The sequence below is a fragment of the Janthinobacterium sp. NKUCC06_STL genome (assembly GCF_019345455.1).
Taxonomy (GTDB): domain Bacteria; phylum Pseudomonadota; class Gammaproteobacteria; order Burkholderiales; family Burkholderiaceae_D; genus Janthinobacterium; species Janthinobacterium rivuli.
Map to the genome: position 1 here is coordinate 160,465 of NZ_JAHKQY010000005.1, position 19,680 is coordinate 180,144.

General features: G+C 62.3%; 18 protein-coding genes. 8 read left to right on the forward strand and 10 right to left on the reverse strand.

The genetic code is table 11. The features are described 5' to 3' along the window. The first annotated feature begins 191 nt into the window (after positions 1 to 191). The 3 genes from KO539_RS17955 (at position 192) to KO539_RS17965 (ending at position 4,301) form a co-directional block, all read left to right on the forward strand. Positions 192 to 1,751 carry a DUF1800 domain-containing protein gene (locus KO539_RS17955; protein ID WP_219310798.1) on the forward strand — a complete coding sequence of 520 codons (1,560 nt, stop codon included), beginning with the start codon at positions 192 to 194 and terminating at the stop codon, positions 1,749 to 1,751. Positions 1,752 to 1,772: 21 nt separating this feature from the next. After that, positions 1,773 to 2,957 (forward strand): DUF1501 domain-containing protein, encoded by a 1,185-nt coding sequence (locus KO539_RS17960; RefSeq protein ID WP_219310799.1) that lies wholly within the window; start codon positions 1,773 to 1,775, stop codon positions 2,955 to 2,957. 243 nt (positions 2,958 to 3,200) lie between these two features. Then, a complete protein-coding gene (locus tag KO539_RS17965; protein ID WP_219310800.1) occupies positions 3,201 to 4,301 on the forward strand; it encodes an AI-2E family transporter in 1,101 nt (366 codons plus the stop codon). A 92-nt stretch (positions 4,302 to 4,393) separates the two neighbouring features. Here the strand turns inward: KO539_RS17965 and KO539_RS17970 are convergent, their stop codons facing one another. Further along, positions 4,394 to 4,618, reverse strand: a complete 225-nt coding sequence (locus tag KO539_RS17970; protein ID WP_010396348.1) for a hypothetical protein — start codon at positions 4,616 to 4,618, stop codon at positions 4,394 to 4,396. 141 nt (positions 4,619 to 4,759) lie between these two features. Here KO539_RS17970 and KO539_RS17975 point away from each other — a divergent pair, with 141 nt between their 5' ends. The 3 genes from KO539_RS17975 to KO539_RS17985 are packed head-to-tail and all read left to right on the forward strand — an operon-like array spanning position 4,760 to position 7,262. After that, on the forward strand, positions 4,760 to 5,518 hold the full coding sequence (locus tag KO539_RS17975) for a phosphatase PAP2 family protein (protein ID WP_235211817.1): 759 nt from the start codon (positions 4,760 to 4,762) through the stop codon (positions 5,516 to 5,518). 12 nt (positions 5,519 to 5,530) lie between these two features. Continuing rightward, positions 5,531 to 6,439: a diacylglycerol kinase family protein gene (locus tag KO539_RS17980; RefSeq protein WP_219310903.1), complete on the forward strand. Its 909-nt coding sequence runs from the start codon at positions 5,531 to 5,533 to the stop codon at positions 6,437 to 6,439. A 4-nt stretch (positions 6,440 to 6,443) separates the two neighbouring features. Next, entirely contained in the window at positions 6,444 to 7,262 is an 819-nt protein-coding gene (locus tag KO539_RS17985; RefSeq protein WP_035826214.1) for a metallophosphoesterase, read from the forward strand. A 30-nt stretch (positions 7,263 to 7,292) separates the two neighbouring features. Here the strand turns inward: KO539_RS17985 and KO539_RS17990 are convergent, their stop codons facing one another. From KO539_RS17990 to KO539_RS18005, 4 genes are all read right to left on the reverse strand, one after another. Then, a complete protein-coding gene (locus KO539_RS17990; RefSeq protein WP_219310801.1) occupies positions 7,293 to 7,583 on the reverse strand; it encodes a type II toxin-antitoxin system RelE/ParE family toxin in 291 nt (96 codons plus the stop codon). Further along, a complete protein-coding gene (locus tag KO539_RS17995) occupies positions 7,576 to 7,821 on the reverse strand; it encodes a type II toxin-antitoxin system ParD family antitoxin (RefSeq protein ID WP_219310802.1) in 246 nt (81 codons plus the stop codon). Before KO539_RS17995 ends, KO539_RS17990 begins: the two co-directional genes overlap by 8 nt. Positions 7,822 to 7,917: 96 nt before the next feature. After that, a complete protein-coding gene (gene cls / locus KO539_RS18000; RefSeq protein WP_219310803.1) occupies positions 7,918 to 9,309 on the reverse strand; it encodes a cardiolipin synthase in 1,392 nt (463 codons plus the stop codon). Continuing rightward, on the reverse strand, positions 9,306 to 11,417 hold the full coding sequence (locus KO539_RS18005) for a site-specific recombinase (protein ID WP_035826217.1): 2,112 nt from the start codon (positions 11,415 to 11,417) through the stop codon (positions 9,306 to 9,308). Before KO539_RS18005 ends, cls begins: the two co-directional genes overlap by 4 nt. Before the next feature lie 317 nt (positions 11,418 to 11,734). Between KO539_RS18005 and KO539_RS18010 the strand changes: the two genes are divergently transcribed. Beyond that, positions 11,735 to 12,844 carry a porin gene (locus KO539_RS18010; protein ID WP_219310804.1) on the forward strand — a complete coding sequence of 370 codons (1,110 nt, stop codon included), beginning with the start codon at positions 11,735 to 11,737 and terminating at the stop codon, positions 12,842 to 12,844. Here the strand turns inward: KO539_RS18010 and KO539_RS18015 are convergent. The 3 genes from KO539_RS18015 to KO539_RS18025 all read right to left on the reverse strand — a co-directional run bounded on the left by KO539_RS18015 (position 12,832) and on the right by KO539_RS18025 (position 15,383). Further along, entirely contained in the window at positions 12,832 to 13,410 is a 579-nt protein-coding gene (locus KO539_RS18015) for a DUF3617 domain-containing protein (RefSeq protein ID WP_219310805.1), read from the reverse strand. The two genes, KO539_RS18010 and KO539_RS18015, sit on opposite strands and share 13 nt — an antisense overlap. Positions 13,411 to 13,477: 67 nt before the next feature. After that, complete coding sequence (locus KO539_RS18020; RefSeq protein ID WP_219310806.1) at positions 13,478 to 15,025, reverse strand: TerC family protein; 1,548 nt, start codon at positions 15,023 to 15,025, stop codon at positions 13,478 to 13,480. A gap of 82 nt (positions 15,026 to 15,107) precedes the next feature. Beyond that, positions 15,108 to 15,383 carry a hypothetical protein gene (locus KO539_RS18025; RefSeq protein WP_219310807.1) on the reverse strand — a complete coding sequence of 92 codons (276 nt, stop codon included), beginning with the start codon at positions 15,381 to 15,383 and terminating at the stop codon, positions 15,108 to 15,110. Between the two features lie 293 nt (positions 15,384 to 15,676). Here KO539_RS18025 and KO539_RS18030 point away from each other — a divergent pair, with 293 nt between their 5' ends. Beyond that, entirely contained in the window at positions 15,677 to 18,523 is a 2,847-nt protein-coding gene (locus KO539_RS18030; protein WP_219310808.1) for a pitrilysin family protein, read from the forward strand. Positions 18,524 to 18,591: 68 nt separating this feature from the next. On the opposite strand, the gene KO539_RS18035 is transcribed toward KO539_RS18030, so the two are convergent. Then, positions 18,592 to 19,227: an OmpA family protein gene (locus tag KO539_RS18035; RefSeq protein WP_219310904.1), complete on the reverse strand. Its 636-nt coding sequence runs from the start codon at positions 19,225 to 19,227 to the stop codon at positions 18,592 to 18,594. Between the two features lie 203 nt (positions 19,228 to 19,430). Further along, on the reverse strand, positions 19,431 to 19,577 hold the full coding sequence (locus KO539_RS18040; RefSeq protein WP_010396376.1) for a lmo0937 family membrane protein: 147 nt from the start codon (positions 19,575 to 19,577) through the stop codon (positions 19,431 to 19,433). Positions 19,578 to 19,680 lie beyond the last annotated feature (103 nt).

Here is a 19,680-nt window from a genome sequence, read left to right on the forward strand (position 1 = left end):
CTGCCCTTGCAATACGCAATTCTCCCGATAACATTTTATCCGAGATTATTCATCATCATATGCCCGTAGCCGCGAGCGCTGGGCTGGCGAACAATCCTGTTTGATTACAACTCGTTGCAAATGGCAATCATGCGCGGGTCAACCTGGGCGTACCCTCAAGCATTCTGCATGAAACCGCTTGAAGGACTGCCATGACCCCACACCGATTCTTGCCGACGACCTTGATTTCCCTGCTCTTGCTGGCCGGCTGCGCCGCAACCGGACCTGCCGTGCAGGGTAGTCATCGCGCGCAGACCAGTTCCGCACAAAGCAGTTCCGCACAAGACATCGCCATGCTGGAACGGGTCAGCTGGGGCGTGAACGGGGGCAGCGTGCGCCAGATGCAGGACAAAGGCTGGAACGCGTGGCTGCAGGCGCAGTTGCACCCAGGCAAAGCCAGCTTGCCGCCCGCCGTCCAGGCGCAAATCGACGCCATGACCATCAGCCAGGTGCCGCTGGATCAACTCGTCATGTCGGTGGAGCAAAAGCGCAAGGAGTCGGCCGGCGTGATGGACGACATGGCAAAGCAGCAGGCGCAAAAGGAGTACCAGCAGGAATTGAACCGCCTGGCACGCGAGGCGGCCACGCGCTCCTTGTTGCTGGACGTGTATTCGCCTAACCAGTTGCAACAGCAACTGAGCTGGTTTTGGCTCAATCATTTCAGCGTGCACCAGGGCAAGCACAACTTGCGCGCCATGGTGGGCGATTACGAGGCGAACGCCATCGCGCCACATGCACTGGGGAAATTCCGGGACTTGCTGGGCGCGACCGTCCACCATCCGGCCATGCTGCGCTACCTGGACAATGAAGCCAATGCCGCCAAGCGCATCAATGAAAACTATGCGCGCGAGCTGATGGAGCTGCATACCCTGGGCGTGAACGGCGGCTATAGCCAAACGGATGTGCAGGAACTGGCGCGCATCCTGACCGGGGTGGGCGTGAACCTGGGAGCGGACACGCCGAAAGTCAAGCCGGCGCTGCAATCGCAATACGTGCGCCGGGGCTTGTTCGAGTTCAACCCGAACCGCCACGACTACGGCGATAAACAATTCCTCGGGAAAACGGTAAAGGGCCGGGGGCTGGCCGAGCTTGATGAAGCGCTGGACCGTTTGAGCCGCAGTCCCGCCACGGCGCACTTTATCAGCGGCAAGCTGGCCCAGTATTTCGTCGGCGACAATCCACCCGCGCCCTTGGTGGCGCGCATGGCGGCCACCTTCCAGCAGAGCGACGGCATGATCGCCGACGTGCTGCAAACCATGTTCAGCAGCGCCGAGTTCAAGCAATCGCTGGGCAAGAAATTCAAGGACCCCATGCATTACGTGGTGTCGGCCGTGCGCCTCAGCTATGACGACAAGCCCATCCTGAACGCGGGCCCCATGCTGAGCTGGCTTTCGCGCATGGGCCAGCCCCTGTACGGACGCCAGACCCCCGATGGCTATCCGCTGACGGACGCCTCCTGGGCCAGCCCAGGGCAGATGACGACGCGTTTCGATATCGCCCGCACCATCGGCTCGGGCAGCGCCGGCCTGTTCAAGACGGAAGGCCCGCAGCCGCAGGAAAAGGTCGCGTTCCCGCAACTGGCCAGCGCCCTGTATTACCAGTCGCTGCAGCCAGGCTTGAGCCCGGCCACGCGCCAGGCCCTGGAGCAGGCCGCCTCGCCGCAGGAGTGGAACACCTTCCTGCTCTCGTCACCAGAAATGATGCACCGCTAAGTTGAAACTGAAGGAATTGCCATGAATCGTCGTGACTTGCTGAAAGCCCTGGCCGCCGCGCCCTTGTTCACTCACGCGGGCAGTCTGCTGGCCGCGCCCGCCACGGATGCGAAGCTGCTGTTCGTCTTCCTGCGCGGCGGCTATGACGCGAACAACCTGCTGGTGCCCGTCGGCAGTGATTTTTACTATGCGGCGCGGCCGAATATCGCCATCGCGAAACCGGGCGAGGACAACGGCGCGCTGGCCTTGAATGCCGACTGGGCCCTGCATCCGGCCTTGCGCGAGACCATCTATCCCATGTTCACGGGCGGCGAGGCGGCCTTCATTCCGTTCGCGGGCACGACGGATTTGACGCGCAGCCATTTCGAAACGCAGGACAGCATCGAACTGGGACAGGAGATCGGCGGGCGCCGCGATTTCCGCTCGGGCTTTTTGAACCGGCTGGCGCAAAGCCTCAATAGCAGCAACCACGCCATTTCTTTCACCGACCAGTTGCCCCTGATTTTCCAGGGCGGCGTGCAAGTGCCAAACATGGGGCTGCGCTCCGTGGGCAAGGCGGGCATTGATGCGCGTCAAAGCCAGGTCATCGCCGCCATGTACAAGGGCACGCCCTTGCAGCAACCAGTCAGCGCGGGCTTTGCCGTGCGCGACGATGTGACGAAGGAATTGACGGGAGAAATGCAGGCGGCCAACCGCAACGCCATCAGTACCAAGGGCTTTGAACTGGAAGCGCAGCGCATCGCCCGCTTGATGAAGGATAAGTACAACATTGGTTTCGTCGACGTGGGCGGCTGGGATACGCACGTGGGGCAGGGCGGCGCCAGCGGCTATCTGGCGGGACGCTTCGATGAGCTGGGGCGGGGCCTGGCCGCGTTCTCGCAGGAAATGGGCAGCGCCTGGCGCCATACCGTCGTCGTCGTGGTCAGCGAATTTGGCCGCACCTTCCGTGAAAACGGCAACCGCGGCACGGATCACGGCCACGGTAGCGTGTTCTGGGTGCTGGGCGGCGGGATCAAAGGCAAGCAGGTGGCGGGTGAGCAGGTGGCGATTTCGCAGGCGACGCTGTTCCAGAACCGCGACATGCCCGTGCTGAATGAATACCGGGCCGTGCTGGGCGGCTTGCTGCGCCGCACCTTCGGCTTGACCCCGGCGCAGCTCGACCATGTGTTTGCCGGCGTGAAACCGGTGGAGCTGGGGCTGGTGTGATGCAGCGAACCTCCGTGTTACGCTATGCCTGCGCAACTGGCGCGTAGCCCAGCACCTATCAAAACCTGCTGCGCGTCGTAATGTGCGGCCTGCGATGCTCACTGGTTCGGCGCCCCCGTACCTTCGTACAGTTGGGCTTCTCGGGCCAACGGGGGCGCCGAGCCTTCCTTCCGCTCGCTACGGTTTTGTTAGGCGCTATAAGCCTGCACACCTTTACAGTGTGCGGGGCACGAATGGAGTAGCATGACCGATACCCAGCGCGACATTGTCAGCGCAGGCTTTTCCCTGGCCTTGATCGCCGTGACGGCCTTCGTCATGCAGCGTTTCTTTTTGCCGCTCGTGTGGGCCGGCATCCTGTGCGTGGCCACCTGGCCACTGTACCTGCGCGTGCGCGCGGCGCTGGGGCAGCGCACCATCGTCGCGGCAGCCGCGCTGACCCTGGCGTTTGCCTGCATCTTCATCATACCCGTGCTGTCCGGCGTGGCGCAGGCGGCGCGCGAAGTGCCCGTGCTGGCCGATTTCATCGTGCATGCGAATGCCGACGGCTTGCCCGTGCCGCACTGGGTGGTGCATATTCCACTGGCCGGCAGCGCCATCGGCGACTGGTGGCTGGCCACCCTGAGCCAGCCTCACGGCCTCGGCCACTTCTTTGCGGGCAGCGCCGTGGGCGGCTTTCATTCCGCGCGCGACATGCTCAAGGTGCTGGGCGCGGACGTGTTCCACCGCCTGGTCGACTTTGGTTTGGCCTTCTTGTGCCTGTTTTTCTTTTACAAGGATGGCGAAGCGCTGACGCGCCAGATCACGGCTGTCGGCAGCCATTTCCTGCGTCCCGAACGGTGGGGCCGCTATGCGCAAAAAATCCCGACCGCCATCCGCGCCACCGTCAACGGCCTGGTGCTGGTGGGCCTGGCCGAAGGCGTGCTGATCGGCATCGCCTACGCCATCGCCGGCTTGCCGTCGCCGGCCCTGTGGGCTTTTGCCACGGGCATCCTGGCCATCATCCCGTTCGGCGCGCCGCTCGCTTACCTGTGCGCGGCCGCCTTGCTGGTCTTCCAGGGCAATGTGGGCGCCGCCATCGGCGTAGCCGCGTGGGGCACCATCGTGCTGTTCGTGGCAGACCACTTCGTGCGCCCCGGCATGATCGGCAACGCCACTCGTTTGCCCTTCCTGGCCGTGTTGTTCGGCATTCTGGGCGGCGTGGAAACCCTGGGTCTCGTGGGCCTGTTCATCGGCCCCGTCGTGATGGTGCTGTTCGTGACCTTGTGGTACGAAGCGAATGTCGTTGACAAGGTGCTGCCAGTGCAAACACCTGCCAGCCCGGCCGCGCCGGAACGCACACAGTAGTGAGGGGGCGGCCAGCGTGCCGCTGGCCGGTACTGAGGCGTTCCCGGCGTGGCCGGGCGGAGCACCTGGACCGCTACGCGGTTAAGGTGAACTTAATGCGCTTTAGATAAGATCAACAACCAACGGCGCATCAGCAGCACTTCAACATAGCCCGGCTCGATGCCCGTACCGCACTCGATCAAGGGATTGACGGTGTAGTAGCGCTTGCGGAAGTCGCGGCAGACGAGGATTTCGCGCTTGCCCATGCGGACGAGGAAAGAGCTTGGGGCGTATTCCAGGCCGAACCGTGAGCCAAAACCGCTATTCAATGTTGCCATGACAATTCCTTTGAGGGAGATGTGTTGAACGAGTCATCAGAATAGCATAACTACTGTATGAATACACAGCTACTGTATGAATAAACAGTATTTTTTTACTGGTGTGGTTTTTTTGATCATCACCGGGGACATGAAAGAGAGATGAGTTTGCAAGAGAAAAATGACATGGGCATGACCACGGGCTGGACCACGAAACTGCGCCGCTTCGTCGAGGCGCGCCTGTCGCCCGAAGGCGAGCTGGGCCTGCATATGACGGTGGGCGTGGCGCTGATGCTGGTGGCCATCGTGGTCTTTCACGAGATCGCCGAAGCCGTGATGGGCATGGAGCAGATCACCGTGATCGACTTGCAGGTGGCGCACTGGTTCAATCAGCATGCCGTGCCGTGGATCACCGGTTGCCTGCTGGTCGTCACGCACATGCATGGCGTGATCGGCGCCATCACCCTGGCCCTCTTGCTGGGCTGGTATCTGCACCGCAAGGGCGCCGATTACTGGCTGTTTACCCTGGTCATCACCATGCCGGGCGTCATGTTTTTGAACCTGCTGCTAAAGTACATTTTTGTCCGTGCGCGGCCCAGCTTTGACGAACCCATCCTGCAGACGGCCTTGAGCACCTACAGCTTTCCGAGTGGCCATACGGCCACCTCGACAGCCCTGTACGGCTTGCTGGCCGCCTACCTGATTTGCCAGACAGCGCCGGGAGCCTGGGGCAAGCGCATCGCCATCGCGCTGGGCGCTTTCCTGATGGCGTCACTCGTGGGTTTCAGCCGCATTTACCTGGGCGCGCATTACCTGAGCGATGTGCTGGCGGCCATGGCGGAAAGCTATGGCTGGCTGGCCATTTGCATCGCCGGCGTGTCGACCCTGCGCCGCCGCCGGCATATCCGGCAAACCAAATAAGGGGAAACGATCCTGAGCAAGATTGCAGTCATCATCAACGGGGGCGCCGGTTGCGGCTATGCGCCGGACTGGGCGCAGCAGCTCGAAGCGAAATTCGCCGCCGTGGGGCTTGACGCCGCCATCACCCTGGCGCAAAGCGGCGCCGAGATGATCGCCACGGCTGAGCAAGCGCTGCGTGATGGCGCGCCCATCGTCGTGGCCGGCGGCGGCGATGGCACCATCAATGCCGTCGCCTCCGTCGTGGTCGGCAGCGGCACGCCGCTTGGCGTCTTGCCGCTGGGTACCTTGAACCATTTCGCCAAGGATTTGAATATTCCGCTCGAGCTCGATGCGGCGATCGCCAACGTGGCGCAGGGCGTGCCGCACCAGGTCGACGTGGGCGAAGTCAATGGCCGCATTTTCCTGAACAATTCCAGCCTGGGCCTGTATCCTGACATCGTGCGCGACCGCGAAAAGCAGCAGCGCCGGCTGGGGCGGGGCAAGTGGCTGGCCTTCAGCTGGGCTTTGGTGGCTGCCTTGCGCCGCTACCCGTTTCTCAGCGTGCAACTGACACTCAACGACGCCGTGCATGCGCGGCGCACGCCTTTCGTCTTCATCGGCAATAATGAGTATCTGATGGAAGGCTTGAATATCGGCGAGCGCGAGCGGCTCGATGGCGGCCAGCTGAGCCTGTACGTGGCGCAGCGTCCGGGCCGATTGGGCTTGCTGAAGCTCGCCTTGCACGCGCTGTTCGGCAAGTTGTCGCAGGCCAAGGATTTTGATGTGCTGACGGCCACCGACCTGGAAATCGCCACGCATCACCGCCGTCTGCGCGTGGCCACCGATGGCGAGGTGACCATCATGAATACGCCGCTGCAATACCGCATCCGCACGGCCGCGCTGGCAGTGCTCGTGCCGGCGCCGGCACTTTCTGGGGAGTAAGGCCATGCGTACCATCGTGCATTTGTCCGACTTGCATTTTGGCAGGGTCGATGCGGACCTGCTGGCGCCCTTGCGCGCGCTGGTCGAGCGCCTGGAACCGGACGTGGTCGTGGTCTCGGGCGATTTGACGCAGCGCGCCCGCAGCGCCCAGTTCCAGGAAGCGCGGCATTTTCTCGACAGCTTGCCGGGGCCGCAGATCGTGGTGCCGGGCAACCATGACGTGCCCCTGTACAACGTCTTTTCCCGCTTTTTGACGCCGCTGGTGAAATACCGGCGCCATGTGACGGACGATCTGTCGCCCGAATATGTGGACGAGGAAATCGCCGTGCTGGGCATCAATACGGCCCGCTCCCTGACCTTCAAGGATGGCCGCATCAGCCACGAGCAGATCGATTTCCTGCGTCAGCGCCTGGGTAGTTTGCCGCCCGGTTTGACGCGCATCATCGTCACGCATCATCCATTCGACTTGCCGGAAAACTTCGACAAGGATGACCTGGTCGACCGCGCCCCGCAGGCGCTGCAAATGTTTTCCGAATGCGGCGTCGATTTGCTGCTGGCGGGCCACTTGCATGCCAGCGTGGCGGGCAACACGGCCGAGCGCTACAAGATCGCCGGCTACGCTGCACTGATGGTGCAAGCGGGCACGGCTACGTCCACGCGGGGCAGGGGCGAGTCGAACTCGTTTAATGTGCTGCGCGTGGAAAACAGTTGCATCCGGGTCGAGCGCTACAGCTGGAATGAAGACAGCGCCGACTTTGAAAAGGTCAGCACGGAAGCGTTCGAGCGCCAGGGCGGCGTGTGGGCCAGCTTGCGGCCGTTGTGAGGCGTCGCGTCGCGTCGGATGGTGATTTCATTAAAGATGGCGTGCCGCATCCATGCGGTCATGCAGAATACGCACGATGGCAATGCCATAGTTCGTGATGCGAAAATAAATCATGTGCCGTCCGACTTTTCGGCGCCGGTAGCCTGGCCGAACCTGCTCGCATGCCGGTGCTGTCTCGGGGGCGCCTGCCAGGTCATCAAAGGCTGCTGTCATGCTGTCAAGATAATGACTGGCCTGCTGTACGCCCCAGCGCTGTACGGTATAAGCCCAGATCGCCTCGAGATCATGTTCGGCGGCAGGCGTCAGCCGGTATTCAGCCATGCGCTGCCAGCATTCTCTGCTTGAATGCCTTGGCGTCGAAAGGCTGGGGTTCGCCGCTGGCCTCGCCTTCCAGCAGCGCCGCGCGGATCGCATTAAGTTCGGCGCTGCGTTCCTGTTCGCGCCGGATCAGGTCGCGGATGTATTCGCTGTCGTTGGTATAGCGTCCGGCGTCAATTTGCGCCTTGATCCAGTCGTCTTGCTGGTCCGTCAAGGTAATGGTCTTGCGCACGGTAGCCATGGTAGTCAACTCCAGAGATGAGCAGCACAACGATTGTCATACTATTGGTGCAATATAGTGCATATCCATGCAAATATCCAGTTGCCCCATCGGTGCTTAGAGCCAGTAGTTCATGAAGCGCGCCGCCCACTCCTTCATGCGGTCCGAGATGGGCCGCGTTTCCCATTTTGCTTTGGTGATTTCTTCCGAATCGCGCAAGTCTTCCTGGAAGGCGTTTTCCATCTCCCGGCCGAAGCTGTCCCCCAGCACGATCACGTTCAGTTCGCTGTTGTGCAGGAAGCTGCGCATGTCGATGTTGGTCGAGCCGACGGTCGACCAGGCGCCGTCGATGACGGCCGTCTTGGCGTGCAGCACGGCCAGTTTCAAATGAAAGATGCGGATGCCGCCGGCCAGCAGCTGGTCGTACAGCGCGTGTCCCGCATGGAACACGAGGCCGCTATCGGACACGCCGGGCAGCACCACGGTCACGTCCACGCCCCGTTTCGCGGCGGCAACTAACGCGTCGACCGTCTGCTGGTCGGGCACGAAATAGGCGGACGTGATGTGGATCGATTTCTTGGCTTCCTGGATGGCCAGGATATACGCCTTGTAGATCTCGAAGCCGCCCTCCGGCTCGCTGGCCACCACGCGCACCAGCTTGTCTCCCACTTCCGATAAAGTCGGGAAATAATTGGCGTCCGGCAAGTCGGCCTGGTCTTGCTGGGCCCAGGTGCGGATGAACAGCCACTGGAAGGCGGCCACGGCCGGGCCTTCCACTTTCACGTGGGTATCGCGCCAGCCCACGTCCTTTTTGTCGGTGGCTTTCGATTTCGAGCGGAACAGCGAGCTTTTCGCATAGGTATCGCTGATATTGATGCCGCCCGTAAACGCCATCTTGCCGTCGACGATCAGCACCTTGCGGTGGTCGCGGTTGTTGATCTTCCAGTCATCGCCCTTGAGCTTGGCGGGATTGACGGGGTTGAAGGCCACCAGGTGGATGCCGGCCGCGCGCATGCGGTCAAAGAACGCTTGTGGCACGCCGATGGTGCCCACGCTGTCGTAGATGACGTTGACCGTCACGCCCGCTTGCTGCTTTTCGATGAGCATGTCGGCAAATTTGAGGCCCAGCGGATCCTGGTCGAAGATATACGTTTCCAGGTTGATGCTGTTTTTCGCTTCGCTGATGGCCTGGAACATGGCGGCCATGGTTTGCGGGCCGTCAAACAGCAAGGTCACTTTGTTACCCTTGATCAAAGGTACGCCCGTGGCCGCCTCTTCCAGCGCGGCCTGGGCCTTCAAGTCCATGCCGGACTTGGCCCAGCGCTTGTTGAGCAGGGCGGCGCGGCTGTTGACGTTCAGCAAGGCGCCTTTGCCCGTGATCACCTGGGGCTTGGCCACCGGCTCCAGGGTGGTATTGAGGTTCTTGACATTGGGCAGCGAGGCGCATGCAGCCAGAGTCCAGCACAGCAGTAGGGCGGTGAGGCAGGGTTGCATGCGCCTGATGGTCATTTTTGAGCCTTGTTCGTCAGTGACAGGTTTGCCGACTCGTCGACCAGCGCCAGCGGTGGCGGGTTTTTCGAGCCGAAGAAGAAGACGATGGGCGAGCGCAGGAAACGCTTGCCCAGAATCTTCAATAATTGCATGCCGTGCTTGAAGCGTACCTGGCGCGAGCGCAGTGCCACCCACAGGGCCAGGCCGAAGCTGACCAGCAGGTTGGCCGTGCCGATGGCGAAGATGCCCGACAGCGACTTGACGGCCAGTTGCCAGCTCATGTTGTGATCGAGGCCCACGAGGGCCGTGGCAAAGTTGGCGGCCGAGAAGGTGATGTGGCGGATATCGATGGGCAAACCGATCAAAAAGCCCAGGGTGCCGATGGAGCCGAGTAGGATACCGAAATAGAAGTTACCCATCAGGCCACCGAGGTTGTTTTCCAGATACATGCCCAGCCGCTGCAAGCGTTCCTGGCCGATCACCCGGCCCAGGCCGCGCAATTGCGCGATGCGCTGGGCCCAGCGCGTGTACAGGGCCTGGTTGTCATAGTAGCCGGAAATCAGGCCGGCCACGAACAGGCACACGCCGGCGATCATGGCGTAGAAGATGGCGGGGCTGCCGATGGGGTCGATATCGTGCAGCAAGTGCATGGCTTTTTCCGGCGTCACCAGGTTGTGGCCCGTGATCGCCTTGTAGCCGAGCGCGATCAGCCAGGCCGTGGGGATGGCGGTGGCCAGGTTGCCCAGCACGGCCATGTTTTGCGTGCGGAAGACCTTGTTGATCAGTTCCGCCATGCTGTCGAGGTCGATGTTCCGGCCATCCTTGCTGTGCAGGCCGGCGGCGATGCGCGAGGCCGTCATGGCCGGCTGCTTGGTGGCCACCGTGAAATGCAGCAAGTGGATGAACATGAAGCCGATCGAGTAATTCATGCTGAACATGAAGGCTTCGACCAGCGGCGCCGAGCGCAAATACGACATCAATATCTTGAACAGGGCCATGAAGCCGATGATCACGCCCGCGCCCGCGGACGAGAGGAACATGGCTCCCATCTCGCGGCGGTTTTCCGCGATGTAGTGCTCGCCCGTGCGGCTGGCGTTTTCCGTCACATTGCGCGCCAGCAAGTTGATATTGTCGGAAAACAGGTCGCTGACCTTGTACTTGTGGTTATGCGCGCGTATCAGTTCCAGCGCCAGCCCGACGGCGCCCGCGCGGCGGCGGCTGACCGGTTGCGGGTGCAGCAAATCCTGCGTGGCGTCGACCGTGATGGCGGCGATGTCCACGTTGTTCGATGCCGGCAGCTCGCCGCTCGTGTCGACCAGGAACAGCAGCTTGCGCAGGCGCTCGATGCTTTGCGCCAAGGCCACCAATAAATACGTCAGGGGAATGCTGGTGCCCTGGTACAGCGCTTTCTTGCGGATCTTGGCGATGACGGCGTCGCACTGGTCCAGCATCACCAGCAGATGGCGCGCATCCTCGATGTGCTCGATGTCGCCTTGCAGCAGATTCGTGTAGGCATCCAAATAGGCGTTCACTTCCGTGTTCTGGACCATGAACGGCGACTGGAATACTTCGATTTCATTGTGGAAACGCGTCAATTCCGGTTCCAGTCCCATGGCGCAGACGCGGTAGGACAGGGTGCGGATGGCGTCGAGCATGCCAGGCAGCATGATGTTGCCATCGCCGACGGCCAGTTCGATGTCGTCGCTGGTGAGCACGTCGAACAGTTCCAGCCAGTCCGTGGCGGGCACGTTGCTGATCCACAAATAATCGGTTTTCAGGTACAGCACCTGGTCGAGCGCGTCGTTCAGGTATTCGTCGCCGAGGGCGGGCGGCAGCATGCGGTAGGCGATGCGGCGTTTCAATTCCGTGAAGAAACCGCTGTTCGACAGCACGCCGATGTCGGTGTACAGGCTGGCATGGCGGCGCGCGGCCAGCACGCGCAGCACGTATTCGTGCAGGGCGCGCGCTTGCGCGGGGTTACCTTTGAGAAGCTGGCGCAGGGTGCGCACGTTGGCAATCGCGGTAGCGCTGTCGTGGGAGCGCTTGGGACGCAGTGAGTTGAATAATTCCACCAGCAAGTCGATATTGCTGGAGTTGGGGTCAATGCGTTCGAGGATAGCTAGCATGCAGAAAAAACGGGCGAGCCGCTGTCGGTAAAACCAGTAGTGTACCGCCTGCGTCAAATCGCGCAACGTTCGCCACCGAACGTTGCTTTACGGCAGGGCCTGCAATTCACGCCATTTTGCCGCAAATTGCCACAATCATGGTCAATATTGCGTGTTGTCAGTGTGCGACGTGTTTCCTGGGGCTAAGCTGAAGTTTCTGTTGTACAACGCACGGACGCTGGACAAAAAACGGGGATAAGGTAACACTGAGATCAGACACACAGCGCATGTCCTGATCAATACCGGGAAGTTTCACCCACGTCACCGAGATATTTATCATGAAGACCTCGTATTTTGCGCTTGCTGTGATAGGGATGGGGCCTTTCGCGCTGGGCGCGACGGCCCAGGCTGCCGATGGCGCAGGCAGTGCCGCATCCAGTAACGTTGCCGTGTACGGCGTGCTCGACGCGGGCATCGTGGCCGAGCGCGGTTGCGCCGCCAGTTGCGCCGGCGCCAAGGTGTCCGGCGGCGTCGCCTCCGGTTCGCGCCTGGGCGTGCAGGGCCGCGAGGCGCTGGGCAATGACGTCACGGCCGTGTTTACCCTGGAAGCAGGCATCCAGAACGATACGGGCCAGTCGGAAGACGGCCGGCTGTTCGGCCGCCAGGCCTATGTTGGCCTCGACAGCCGCCTCGGCGCGCTGACCCTGGGGCGCCAGTACAACCTGCAATACCTGACCCTGACCGACGTGGCCGATCCGTTCAAGGGCGGCATGGCCGGCAGCGCCGGCAACCTGGCCGGCTACAGCGTGAAACGCTATGACAATACCGTCAAATATGTGACGCCGGCCTTGCGCGGCGTGACCGCCAGCGCCATCTACAGCTTTGGCGAGTCGCCGTACAGCAACGCCAACAACCGCGCGTATGGCGCCACCCTCGGCTATTCGGCCGGCGCCGTGAATGTCAGCGTGTCGCACCAGCGCAAGAACAACTTCATCCTCGCCTCCGGCACCTTGCCCGCCATCGACATGTCCGCCCGCAACACCCTGATCGCGGCCAATATCGACCTGAAAGTGGCCACCGCCTTTGCCGCCGTGGGCGTGAACAAGGGCTATGGCAGCTCGCCGTGGGATCCGAACAATGCCTACAGCTCGCTGGCCCTGTCGATGTCGTCGTCGGACAGCCGCGACACCTTGCTGGGCGTATCCGTGCCCGTGGGCGGCTTCAAACTGCTGGCGTCGTGGGTACGCAAGGATGACCGCGACCTGGCCAACCGCGACGCCAGCCAGGTGGCCGTCGGCCTCACGTATTCCCTGTCAAAGCGCAGCGATTTCTACGCGTCCTACGCGAAGATCCACAACAAGAATGGCGCCCGCTACACTGTGGGCAACGCCAGCGATGCGGGCCGCGGCGACGCCGCCTTCAACATGGGCTTTCGTCACGGCTTCTGAGCTGCTGTCGCCGATGGGGCAGGGCAGCTTGCCCCCAGCCACTTGCCGTTGCTCGTCACATTCACCTGTTCCGGCGTGCCGCGCGCGCTGGTGGTCACCGCCAGCTGCATGCTGAACGCCTGGTCGCCCGTAAACAGCACCTTGCCTTCGCCGCTCGATTTCGGGTTGGCGCAAGTGAACGATACATGCATGCCACCCGCGATGTCCGTGTTTTTCGATTTGCAATCGCCGGGCTGGCCCGTGGGAATCTGCCTGCGCGCCGCCATGTCAGGCGTTACGCAGGCCGTCACGCGCACGGCGCCGTCGGCGCCCACGGTGGGCATGGCCATGCCACGGCTGGCCGCCATGCTTTCCAGCTGCTTGCGTTGATCGGGAGGAAGGTTGCCCAGTTGCTGCAGCACCATGGACATGGCGTTGTCGGTGGCGGCGTCGGGCGACGCCATCTTGCTGTCGACTTGCCACAGGCCCGGCTTGATGGTGGCCGATGGCGAGGCGGCCTGGGCGCCGGCGTGGCTGCCCAAGGCGGTGCAAGCCAGTAAACTCAGGCGTAGCAAAGAATGTTTCATGTTGGCGTCTCCAGAAAAGGCAGACCCCAGCATACGGCATGGCAAGCGGGGCACGCTTGCCATTGTGTTACAAACTGTGATCGGGTTCGATGCGGCGCACGTCCACGCTGGCGATGCGGCGCTCGTCCGCCTCGAGGATTTCATAGCGCAGATCATCGAGTTCCAGTACTTCGCCCACGGCCGGCATGTTTTCAAAGTGCGCCAGCAGGAAGCCGGCCAGCGAGTTGTACTCGCCGTCTTCGCTGACCAGGGTTTCCGTCTCGAACACTTGTTCCAGGTAATGCAAATCCGTCGCGCCATCGATGCGCCAGTGGCCGGGGCCCAGCACTTCCACGTCGGGCTGTTCGTCCTCGTCGGGGAATTCGCCGGCGATGGCTTCCAGGATGTCGATCGGCGTGAGCACGCCTTGCACGGTGCCGAACTCGTCGACCACCAGCACCAGCTGGCCGCGCGAGCGCTTTAACGTTTCCATGGCTTTCAGCACGCCGGCCGCTTCCGGCACGACGACGGCTTCGCGCATGCTGGCCGGGTCGATCTTGCCGCGCGAGACGAGATCCTCGATGAGGTCCTTGCTGCGCGCGATGCCGACCACGTTGTCGAGGTCATCATTGCAGACAGGAATCATGCTGTGCGGCGTCTCGCGCAGCAGTTGCAGCATCTTGTCGCTGCTGTCGTTCAGGTTGACCCAGGACACGTCGCCGCGCGGCGTCATGACGGAGCGGATCGAGCGTTCGGCCAGGGTCAGCACGCCGCTGACCATGTTGCGCTCTTCTACGCCGAAGGCGGAGACATCGGGTATTTCCTTGACTTCATGTTCTTCCACGGCTTCGCGGCCCTTGCGTCCGCCCAGCAGGCTGAGGACGGCTTGTGCCGTGCGGTCGCGCAGCGGGGCGTTCGACTGCAATTTGAGGAAGTTACGGCGCGCCAGCTGGTTGAAGAACTCGATGACGATCGAGAATCCGATGGCGGCGTACAGATAGCCTTTCGGAATGTGGAAGCCCAGGCCTTCGGCCACCAGCGACAGACCGATCATCAGCAGGAAGCTCAGGCACAGCACGACGACGGTGGGGTGGGCATTGACGAAGCGCGTCAGCACTTTCGAGGCCAGCATCATGACGACGATGGAAATGACGACGGCCGCCATCATCACGTACAGGTTTTCCACCATGCCGACGGCCGTGATGACGGCGTCAAGCGAAAAGACGGCGTCGAGCACGACGATCTGCGCCACCACGAGGCCGAAGCCGGCGTAGACTTTCGGGCCCGTCTGGGCGTGCGTGACGCCTTCGAGGCGCTCGTGCAGCTCGCTGGTGGCCTTGAACAGCAGGAACAGGCCGCCGACGAGCAGGATCAGGTCGCGCCCTGAAAACGAGAATGTCAATATGGAAAACAATGGCGTGGTCAGGGTGACCAGCCAGGAAATCAGCGAGAGCAGGCCCAGGCGCATGACGAGGGCCAGGGTCAGACCCAGCACTCTGGCCTTGTCGCGCTGGTGCGGCGGCAGTTTCTCGGCCAGGATGGCGATGAAAATCAGGTTGTCGATACCCAGTACGATTTCTAGTACGACCAGCGTCAGCAGGCCGACCCAGATTGTCGGGTCAAATAACCATTCCATGTGTGTAACCTTGTAAAGTCGATCAGTGTAAAGCGTGCCCGGCGGCTAAAGCCCCGGGCGCGTGGGTGCTGCATGCATGTCTTCAGAGGCGGACGCGCGGCGGCCGGGTGGCCAGCCGCACGTCCGCTTCGGCAAGTGCGCCCGGTCCCGCTTGCCAAATGATGGCGTAAAACGGCACGGCCTGGCGCGAGCTCGGGTACAGTGTGATGGGGTCGTTGTCGCATTCTTCAGTATCGCAGCTGTCGCCAGGCAGGCCCGCATGGAGGCTGGCGTCGGCACAGTCGATGCTGAAGGCGGGCGTGGCGGTAGTGCCGGCCGCGATTGCATGCTGGAATGGGGAAGGGCTGGCGTAAGCCATGCTGGCGAACGCCTGGGGCAAAGCGATGAAAACAAAAAGGCAGAGCAGGACGAGAGCTCGTCTCATATACAGGCAGATAGTTCTGGAACCGTGGAGTATAACACGGTCACATAAGCGCTCGATGTCAGGACTTGCATTAGTGATACGTATGCCGTAAATTACGAAATGGCAATAATTTCACGTGGCGGCGAAGACGCAGCGTTGGCCCCGTGATCATTCTTGCACTCAGTATGTATTCCATGGCGCTTGCTGTTGCGCCTTGCCCGATCATGTAGTGTTACCAGGAATCTGCCTTGAAACCCCTTACCGCCCTCCTGCTTGCCGCCGGCATCCTCTCGCCTTCGTTCATCCTTGCCGCCACCCCCGTGGAAGCGGCGCCGACCCAGAAAACCGGCAAGGCTGCGCCCAGCCGCGCCGCCGCCGTCAAGGTCACGTCCGTCGAAGGCATCACCGAATACCGCCTGGCCAACGGCTTGCGCGTGCTGCTGTTCCCCGATGCCAGCAAGCCGACCCTGACCACCAACATCGTCTACCTGGTCGGCTCGCGCCATGAAAACTATGGCGAAACGGGCATGGCCCACTTGCTGGAACACTTGCTGTTCAAGCCCAGCGCCAACTTCGGCGTCAAGAAGGGCACGAAAACCCCGGTCGAGATCCTGAACTCGACGGGAGCCCAGTTCAACGGCACCACCTGGTACGACCGCACCAATTACTACGCCACCTTCCCGGCCAACGACGACAACCTGCGCCAGATGCTGGCCATGGAAGCGGACCGCATGGTCAACGCGGCCATCGACCAGAACGACCTGTGGAATCCGAAGACGCAGAAGGGCGAAATGACCGTCGTGCGCAACGAGTTCGAGATGGGCGAGAGCGACCCGATCGGCGTGACCAGCGAGCGCATCCAGGCCATCGCCTACGACTGGCACAACTATGGCAAGTCGACCATCGGCGCCCGTTCCGACATCGAGCAGGTCAACATTCCCCGCTTGCGCGCGTTTTACCATAAATATTATCAGCCAGATAATGCCGTGCTGATGGTGGCGGGCCGCTTCGACGAAGCCAAGGTCTTGAAGCAGATCAATGAGCTGTTCGGCAAGATCCCGAAACCGACGCGCGTGATCGAGCCGACCTACACGGCCGAACCGGTGCAGGATGGCGAGCGTGCCGTGACGGTGCGCCGCAGCGGCGGCACGCAGTTCGTCGGCGCCGGCTACCACGTGGCGCCGTCCGGCAACCCGGACGCCGTCGCCATCGAAGTGCTGGGCCACGTGCTGACGGATGCACCGGCCGGCCGCCTGCACAAGGCGCTGGTGGAAACCAAGCTGGCCAGCAAGATCGAATACAACTCCGTGAGCAACCTGGAGCCGGGCTACAACCTGTTCGGCGCGCTGGTGCCGCTCGATGGCAACCTCGATGCGGCGCAGACGGCCATGCTGAAAGTGCTGGAAGAGCTGAAATCGCAGCCCATCACGGACGCGGAAGTGGCGCGCGTGAAACAGCAATTGAACAAACAGATCGAACTGGCCACCTCGAACACGGCCAGCCTGACGATTGCCCTGACGGAGTCCTTGGCGGCAGGCGACTGGCGCCTGTTCTTCCTGCAGCGCGACCAGCTCGACAAGCTGACGACGGCGCAGGTGCAGGCGGCGGCCGAGAAATACCTGAAGAGCTCGAACCGCACCCTGGGCCGCTTCATTCCTACCGATGCGCCGGACCGCACCGTCGTGCCGGCCTACGCCGACGTGGCGCCGCAACTGGCCGGCTACACGGGCCGCGCGGTCGTGGCGCAGGGCGAAGCGTTCGATCCGAGCCCCGACAATATCGAGGCGCGCACCACGCGCTTCACCTTGCCGAACGGCTTGAAAGGCGCCTTGCTGCCGAAGAAAACCAAGGGCAGCACCGTCAGCGTCGTGTTGAAATTGCAGATTGGCAGCGAAGAGAACTTGCGCGGCAAGGCGCAAGTGGGCAGCTACACGGCCAATCTGTTGTCGCGCGGCACGGATAAACTGTCGCGCCAGGAAGTGAAGGACAAGTTCGACCAGCTGGGCATGCAAGTGGCGATTTCGGGCGGCGCCGAAGGCGTCACCGCCATGCTGACAGGCAAGCGCGAGAACTTGCCGGCCGCCATGGACTTGCTGGCGCAAGTGCTGCAAAAGCCGGCCCTGAACGAAACGGAATTCCTGGAATTGCAGCGCGAGCGCGTCGGCCGCGCGGAGCAGGAGCTGCCTGAGCCGCAACCGCTGGCCGTGAACGCCTTCCGCCGCCTGCTCGACGCCACGCCGGCAGGCCATGTGCGCCATGTCAGCACCTTGCCGGACGAACTGGCTGGCTGGAAGGGCGTCAAAGTGGCGGATGTGAAAGCCTTCCATGGCGCCTACTATGGCGCGGCGAACGCGACTTTTGCCGCCGTGGGCGACTTCGACCCGGCCGCGCTGAAGGCGCAAGTGGCTAGCCTGTACGGCAACTGGAAGGCGCAGCAGCCGTATGTGCGCATTCCCGACGCCGTCAAGCCCGTCAGCGGCGAGAAAGTCACCCTGGAAACACCGGACAAGGCCAACAGCGTGCTGTTCGCCATCCAGCCGTTACCCCTGAAGGATGACGCCGCCGGCTATCCGGCATTGCTGATCGCCAATCACATGCTCGGTGGCGGCGCCTTGCGCAGCCGCCTGGCCGACCGCATCCGCCAGAAGGAAGGCCTGTCGTACGGCGTCGGTTCGCAAGTGAGCGTGCCGTCGCGCGAACCGGCCGGCTACTGGATGGCATACGCCATCAGCGCGCCGCAAAACACGGTCAAGGTGGAAGCGGCCCTGCGCGAGGAAATCGCCAAGGTGCTGGCCGACGGCTTCACGCAAGAGGAACTGGCCGAAGCGAAGAAAGGCTGGCTGCAATCGGAAGAAGTGGGCCGCACGCAGGACAGTGGCCTGGCGCGCGGTCTGGCCGATTACCTGGCGCAAGACCGCACCATGGCTTACGACAAGGACCTGGAAGCGAAAGTGGCCGCCTTGACCCTGGCGCAAGTGAACCAGGGCCTGCGCGAATACCTGAAGCCATCGGCCGTCTCGGTGGTGGTGGCGGGCGACTTCGCCAAGGTGGCGAAAGAGGGTGAAAGCGGCGCCAAGGCAACGACGTCGAAATAAGCTGTTTTACATGGAAAAACCCGCCGGCAAGTTACCTTGCCGGCGGGTTTTTTATTGAACATGTCAACTTAGCGCGGAGCCATTTCGGCTACGTAGATTTCCACGCGGCGGTTGCGTGCGCGTCCCGATGCATCCGCATTCGAGGCGATCGGCTCGCGGGCGCCGCGGCCTTCCGTGACGACGCGGGTCGGCGAGACGCCGCGCATGGACAGGTAGTCGCGCGTGTGGGCCGCGCGTTCCACCGACAGCGGTTCGTTGATGGAAGCGCTGCCCGTGCTGTCCGTATGGCCGATGATGCTGACCGTGGTGTTCTGGTTTTCGTTCAGGGTGGCGGCAAAGCGGTCGAGGATGGGGCGGAAGTTGCCCTTGATGTCGGCGCGGTTGGTGTCGAAGGAAATGTCGCTTGGAATTTCCATTTTCAGGCGGTTATCGGCCGTCTGCGACACTTGCACACCAGTACCCTGTGTCGCTTGTTCCATCGCGCGCTTCTGGTTTTCCATACGGTTCGACCAGATATTGCCGACCACGGCGCCAGCTGCCGCACCCAGCAGGGCGCCGCCGGCCGTGCGGCCGCTGCTGCCGCCACCGGTGGTGCCGCCGATCAAGGCGCCCAGGCCCGCGCCGATGCCGGCGCCCGTGGCCGTGCCACGTTGCGTTGAGGACATATCCGCACAGCCGCTGGCGGCCAGTGCGATCACCAGCATGCCGATCAGGGATTTGGCGCCAGGGCCTTTTTTGAATGTTTCTTTCATGGATTTTCTCCTTGTTTTGTTATTGGGACATACCCAGGACTACCCGTACACGTTACTGCAAAATGGCGCTGCTTGCCAGTGCGCGCACTGTACGCAAAAGGGCGGCGCCCGTTTGCACGCGCGCCGCTCCTGTCAGGCCGGATTAACGGCCTGGGCTATAAACCGCGCCCGCTGATCAGGCGCAGCAGCACCATGATCACGGCGACCACCAGCAGGATGTGGATGAAGCCGCCAATGGTATAGGAAGTTACCAGGCCCAGCAGCCAAAGAATAATGAGTACGACGGCGATTGTATACAGCATGATGTGTCCTCCGAGAGTAATGTGTGGATGACGGCGACTGCCTTGGCCTTGCAGGCGCTGGCGCGTGGCGCCGTCATCGGTTCTTGTCATTGCGCGGCGACCG

What these genes read in the sequence shown, in the direction of transcription:
- KO539_RS17955 (WP_219310798.1), top strand. Translation starts at nt 192, where the DNA reads ATGACCCCACACCGATTCTTGCCGACGACCTTGATTTCCCTGCTCTTG.
- KO539_RS17960 (WP_219310799.1), top strand. Translation starts at nt 1,773, where the DNA reads ATGAATCGTCGTGACTTGCTGAAAGCCCTGGCCGCCGCGCCCTTGTTC.
- KO539_RS17965 (WP_219310800.1), top strand. Translation starts at nt 3,201, where the DNA reads ATGACCGATACCCAGCGCGACATTGTCAGCGCAGGCTTTTCCCTGGCC.
- KO539_RS17970 (WP_010396348.1), bottom strand. Translation starts at nt 4,618, where the DNA reads ATGGCAACATTGAATAGCGGTTTTGGCTCACGGTTCGGCCTGGAATAC.
- KO539_RS17975 (WP_235211817.1), top strand. Translation starts at nt 4,760, where the DNA reads ATGAGTTTGCAAGAGAAAAATGACATGGGCATGACCACGGGCTGGACC.
- KO539_RS17985 (WP_035826214.1), top strand. Translation starts at nt 6,444, where the DNA reads ATGCGTACCATCGTGCATTTGTCCGACTTGCATTTTGGCAGGGTCGAT.
- KO539_RS17990 (WP_219310801.1), bottom strand. Translation starts at nt 7,583, where the DNA reads ATGGCTGAATACCGGCTGACGCCTGCCGCCGAACATGATCTCGAGGCG.
- KO539_RS17995 (WP_219310802.1), bottom strand. Translation starts at nt 7,821, where the DNA reads ATGGCTACCGTGCGCAAGACCATTACCTTGACGGACCAGCAAGACGAC.
- cls (WP_219310803.1), bottom strand. Translation starts at nt 9,309, where the DNA reads ATGACCATCAGGCGCATGCAACCCTGCCTCACCGCCCTACTGCTGTGC.
- KO539_RS18005 (WP_035826217.1), bottom strand. Translation starts at nt 11,417, where the DNA reads ATGCTAGCTATCCTCGAACGCATTGACCCCAACTCCAGCAATATCGAC.
- KO539_RS18010 (WP_219310804.1), top strand. Translation starts at nt 11,735, where the DNA reads ATGAAGACCTCGTATTTTGCGCTTGCTGTGATAGGGATGGGGCCTTTC.
- KO539_RS18015 (WP_219310805.1), bottom strand. Translation starts at nt 13,410, where the DNA reads ATGAAACATTCTTTGCTACGCCTGAGTTTACTGGCTTGCACCGCCTTG.
- KO539_RS18020 (WP_219310806.1), bottom strand. Translation starts at nt 15,025, where the DNA reads ATGGAATGGTTATTTGACCCGACAATCTGGGTCGGCCTGCTGACGCTG.
- KO539_RS18025 (WP_219310807.1), bottom strand. Translation starts at nt 15,383, where the DNA reads ATGGCTTACGCCAGCCCTTCCCCATTCCAGCATGCAATCGCGGCCGGC.
- KO539_RS18035 (WP_219310904.1), bottom strand. Translation starts at nt 19,227, where the DNA reads ATGCTGGTGATCGCACTGGCCGCCAGCGGCTGTGCGGATATGTCCTCA.
- KO539_RS18040 (WP_010396376.1), bottom strand. Translation starts at nt 19,577, where the DNA reads ATGCTGTATACAATCGCCGTCGTACTCATTATTCTTTGGCTGCTGGGC.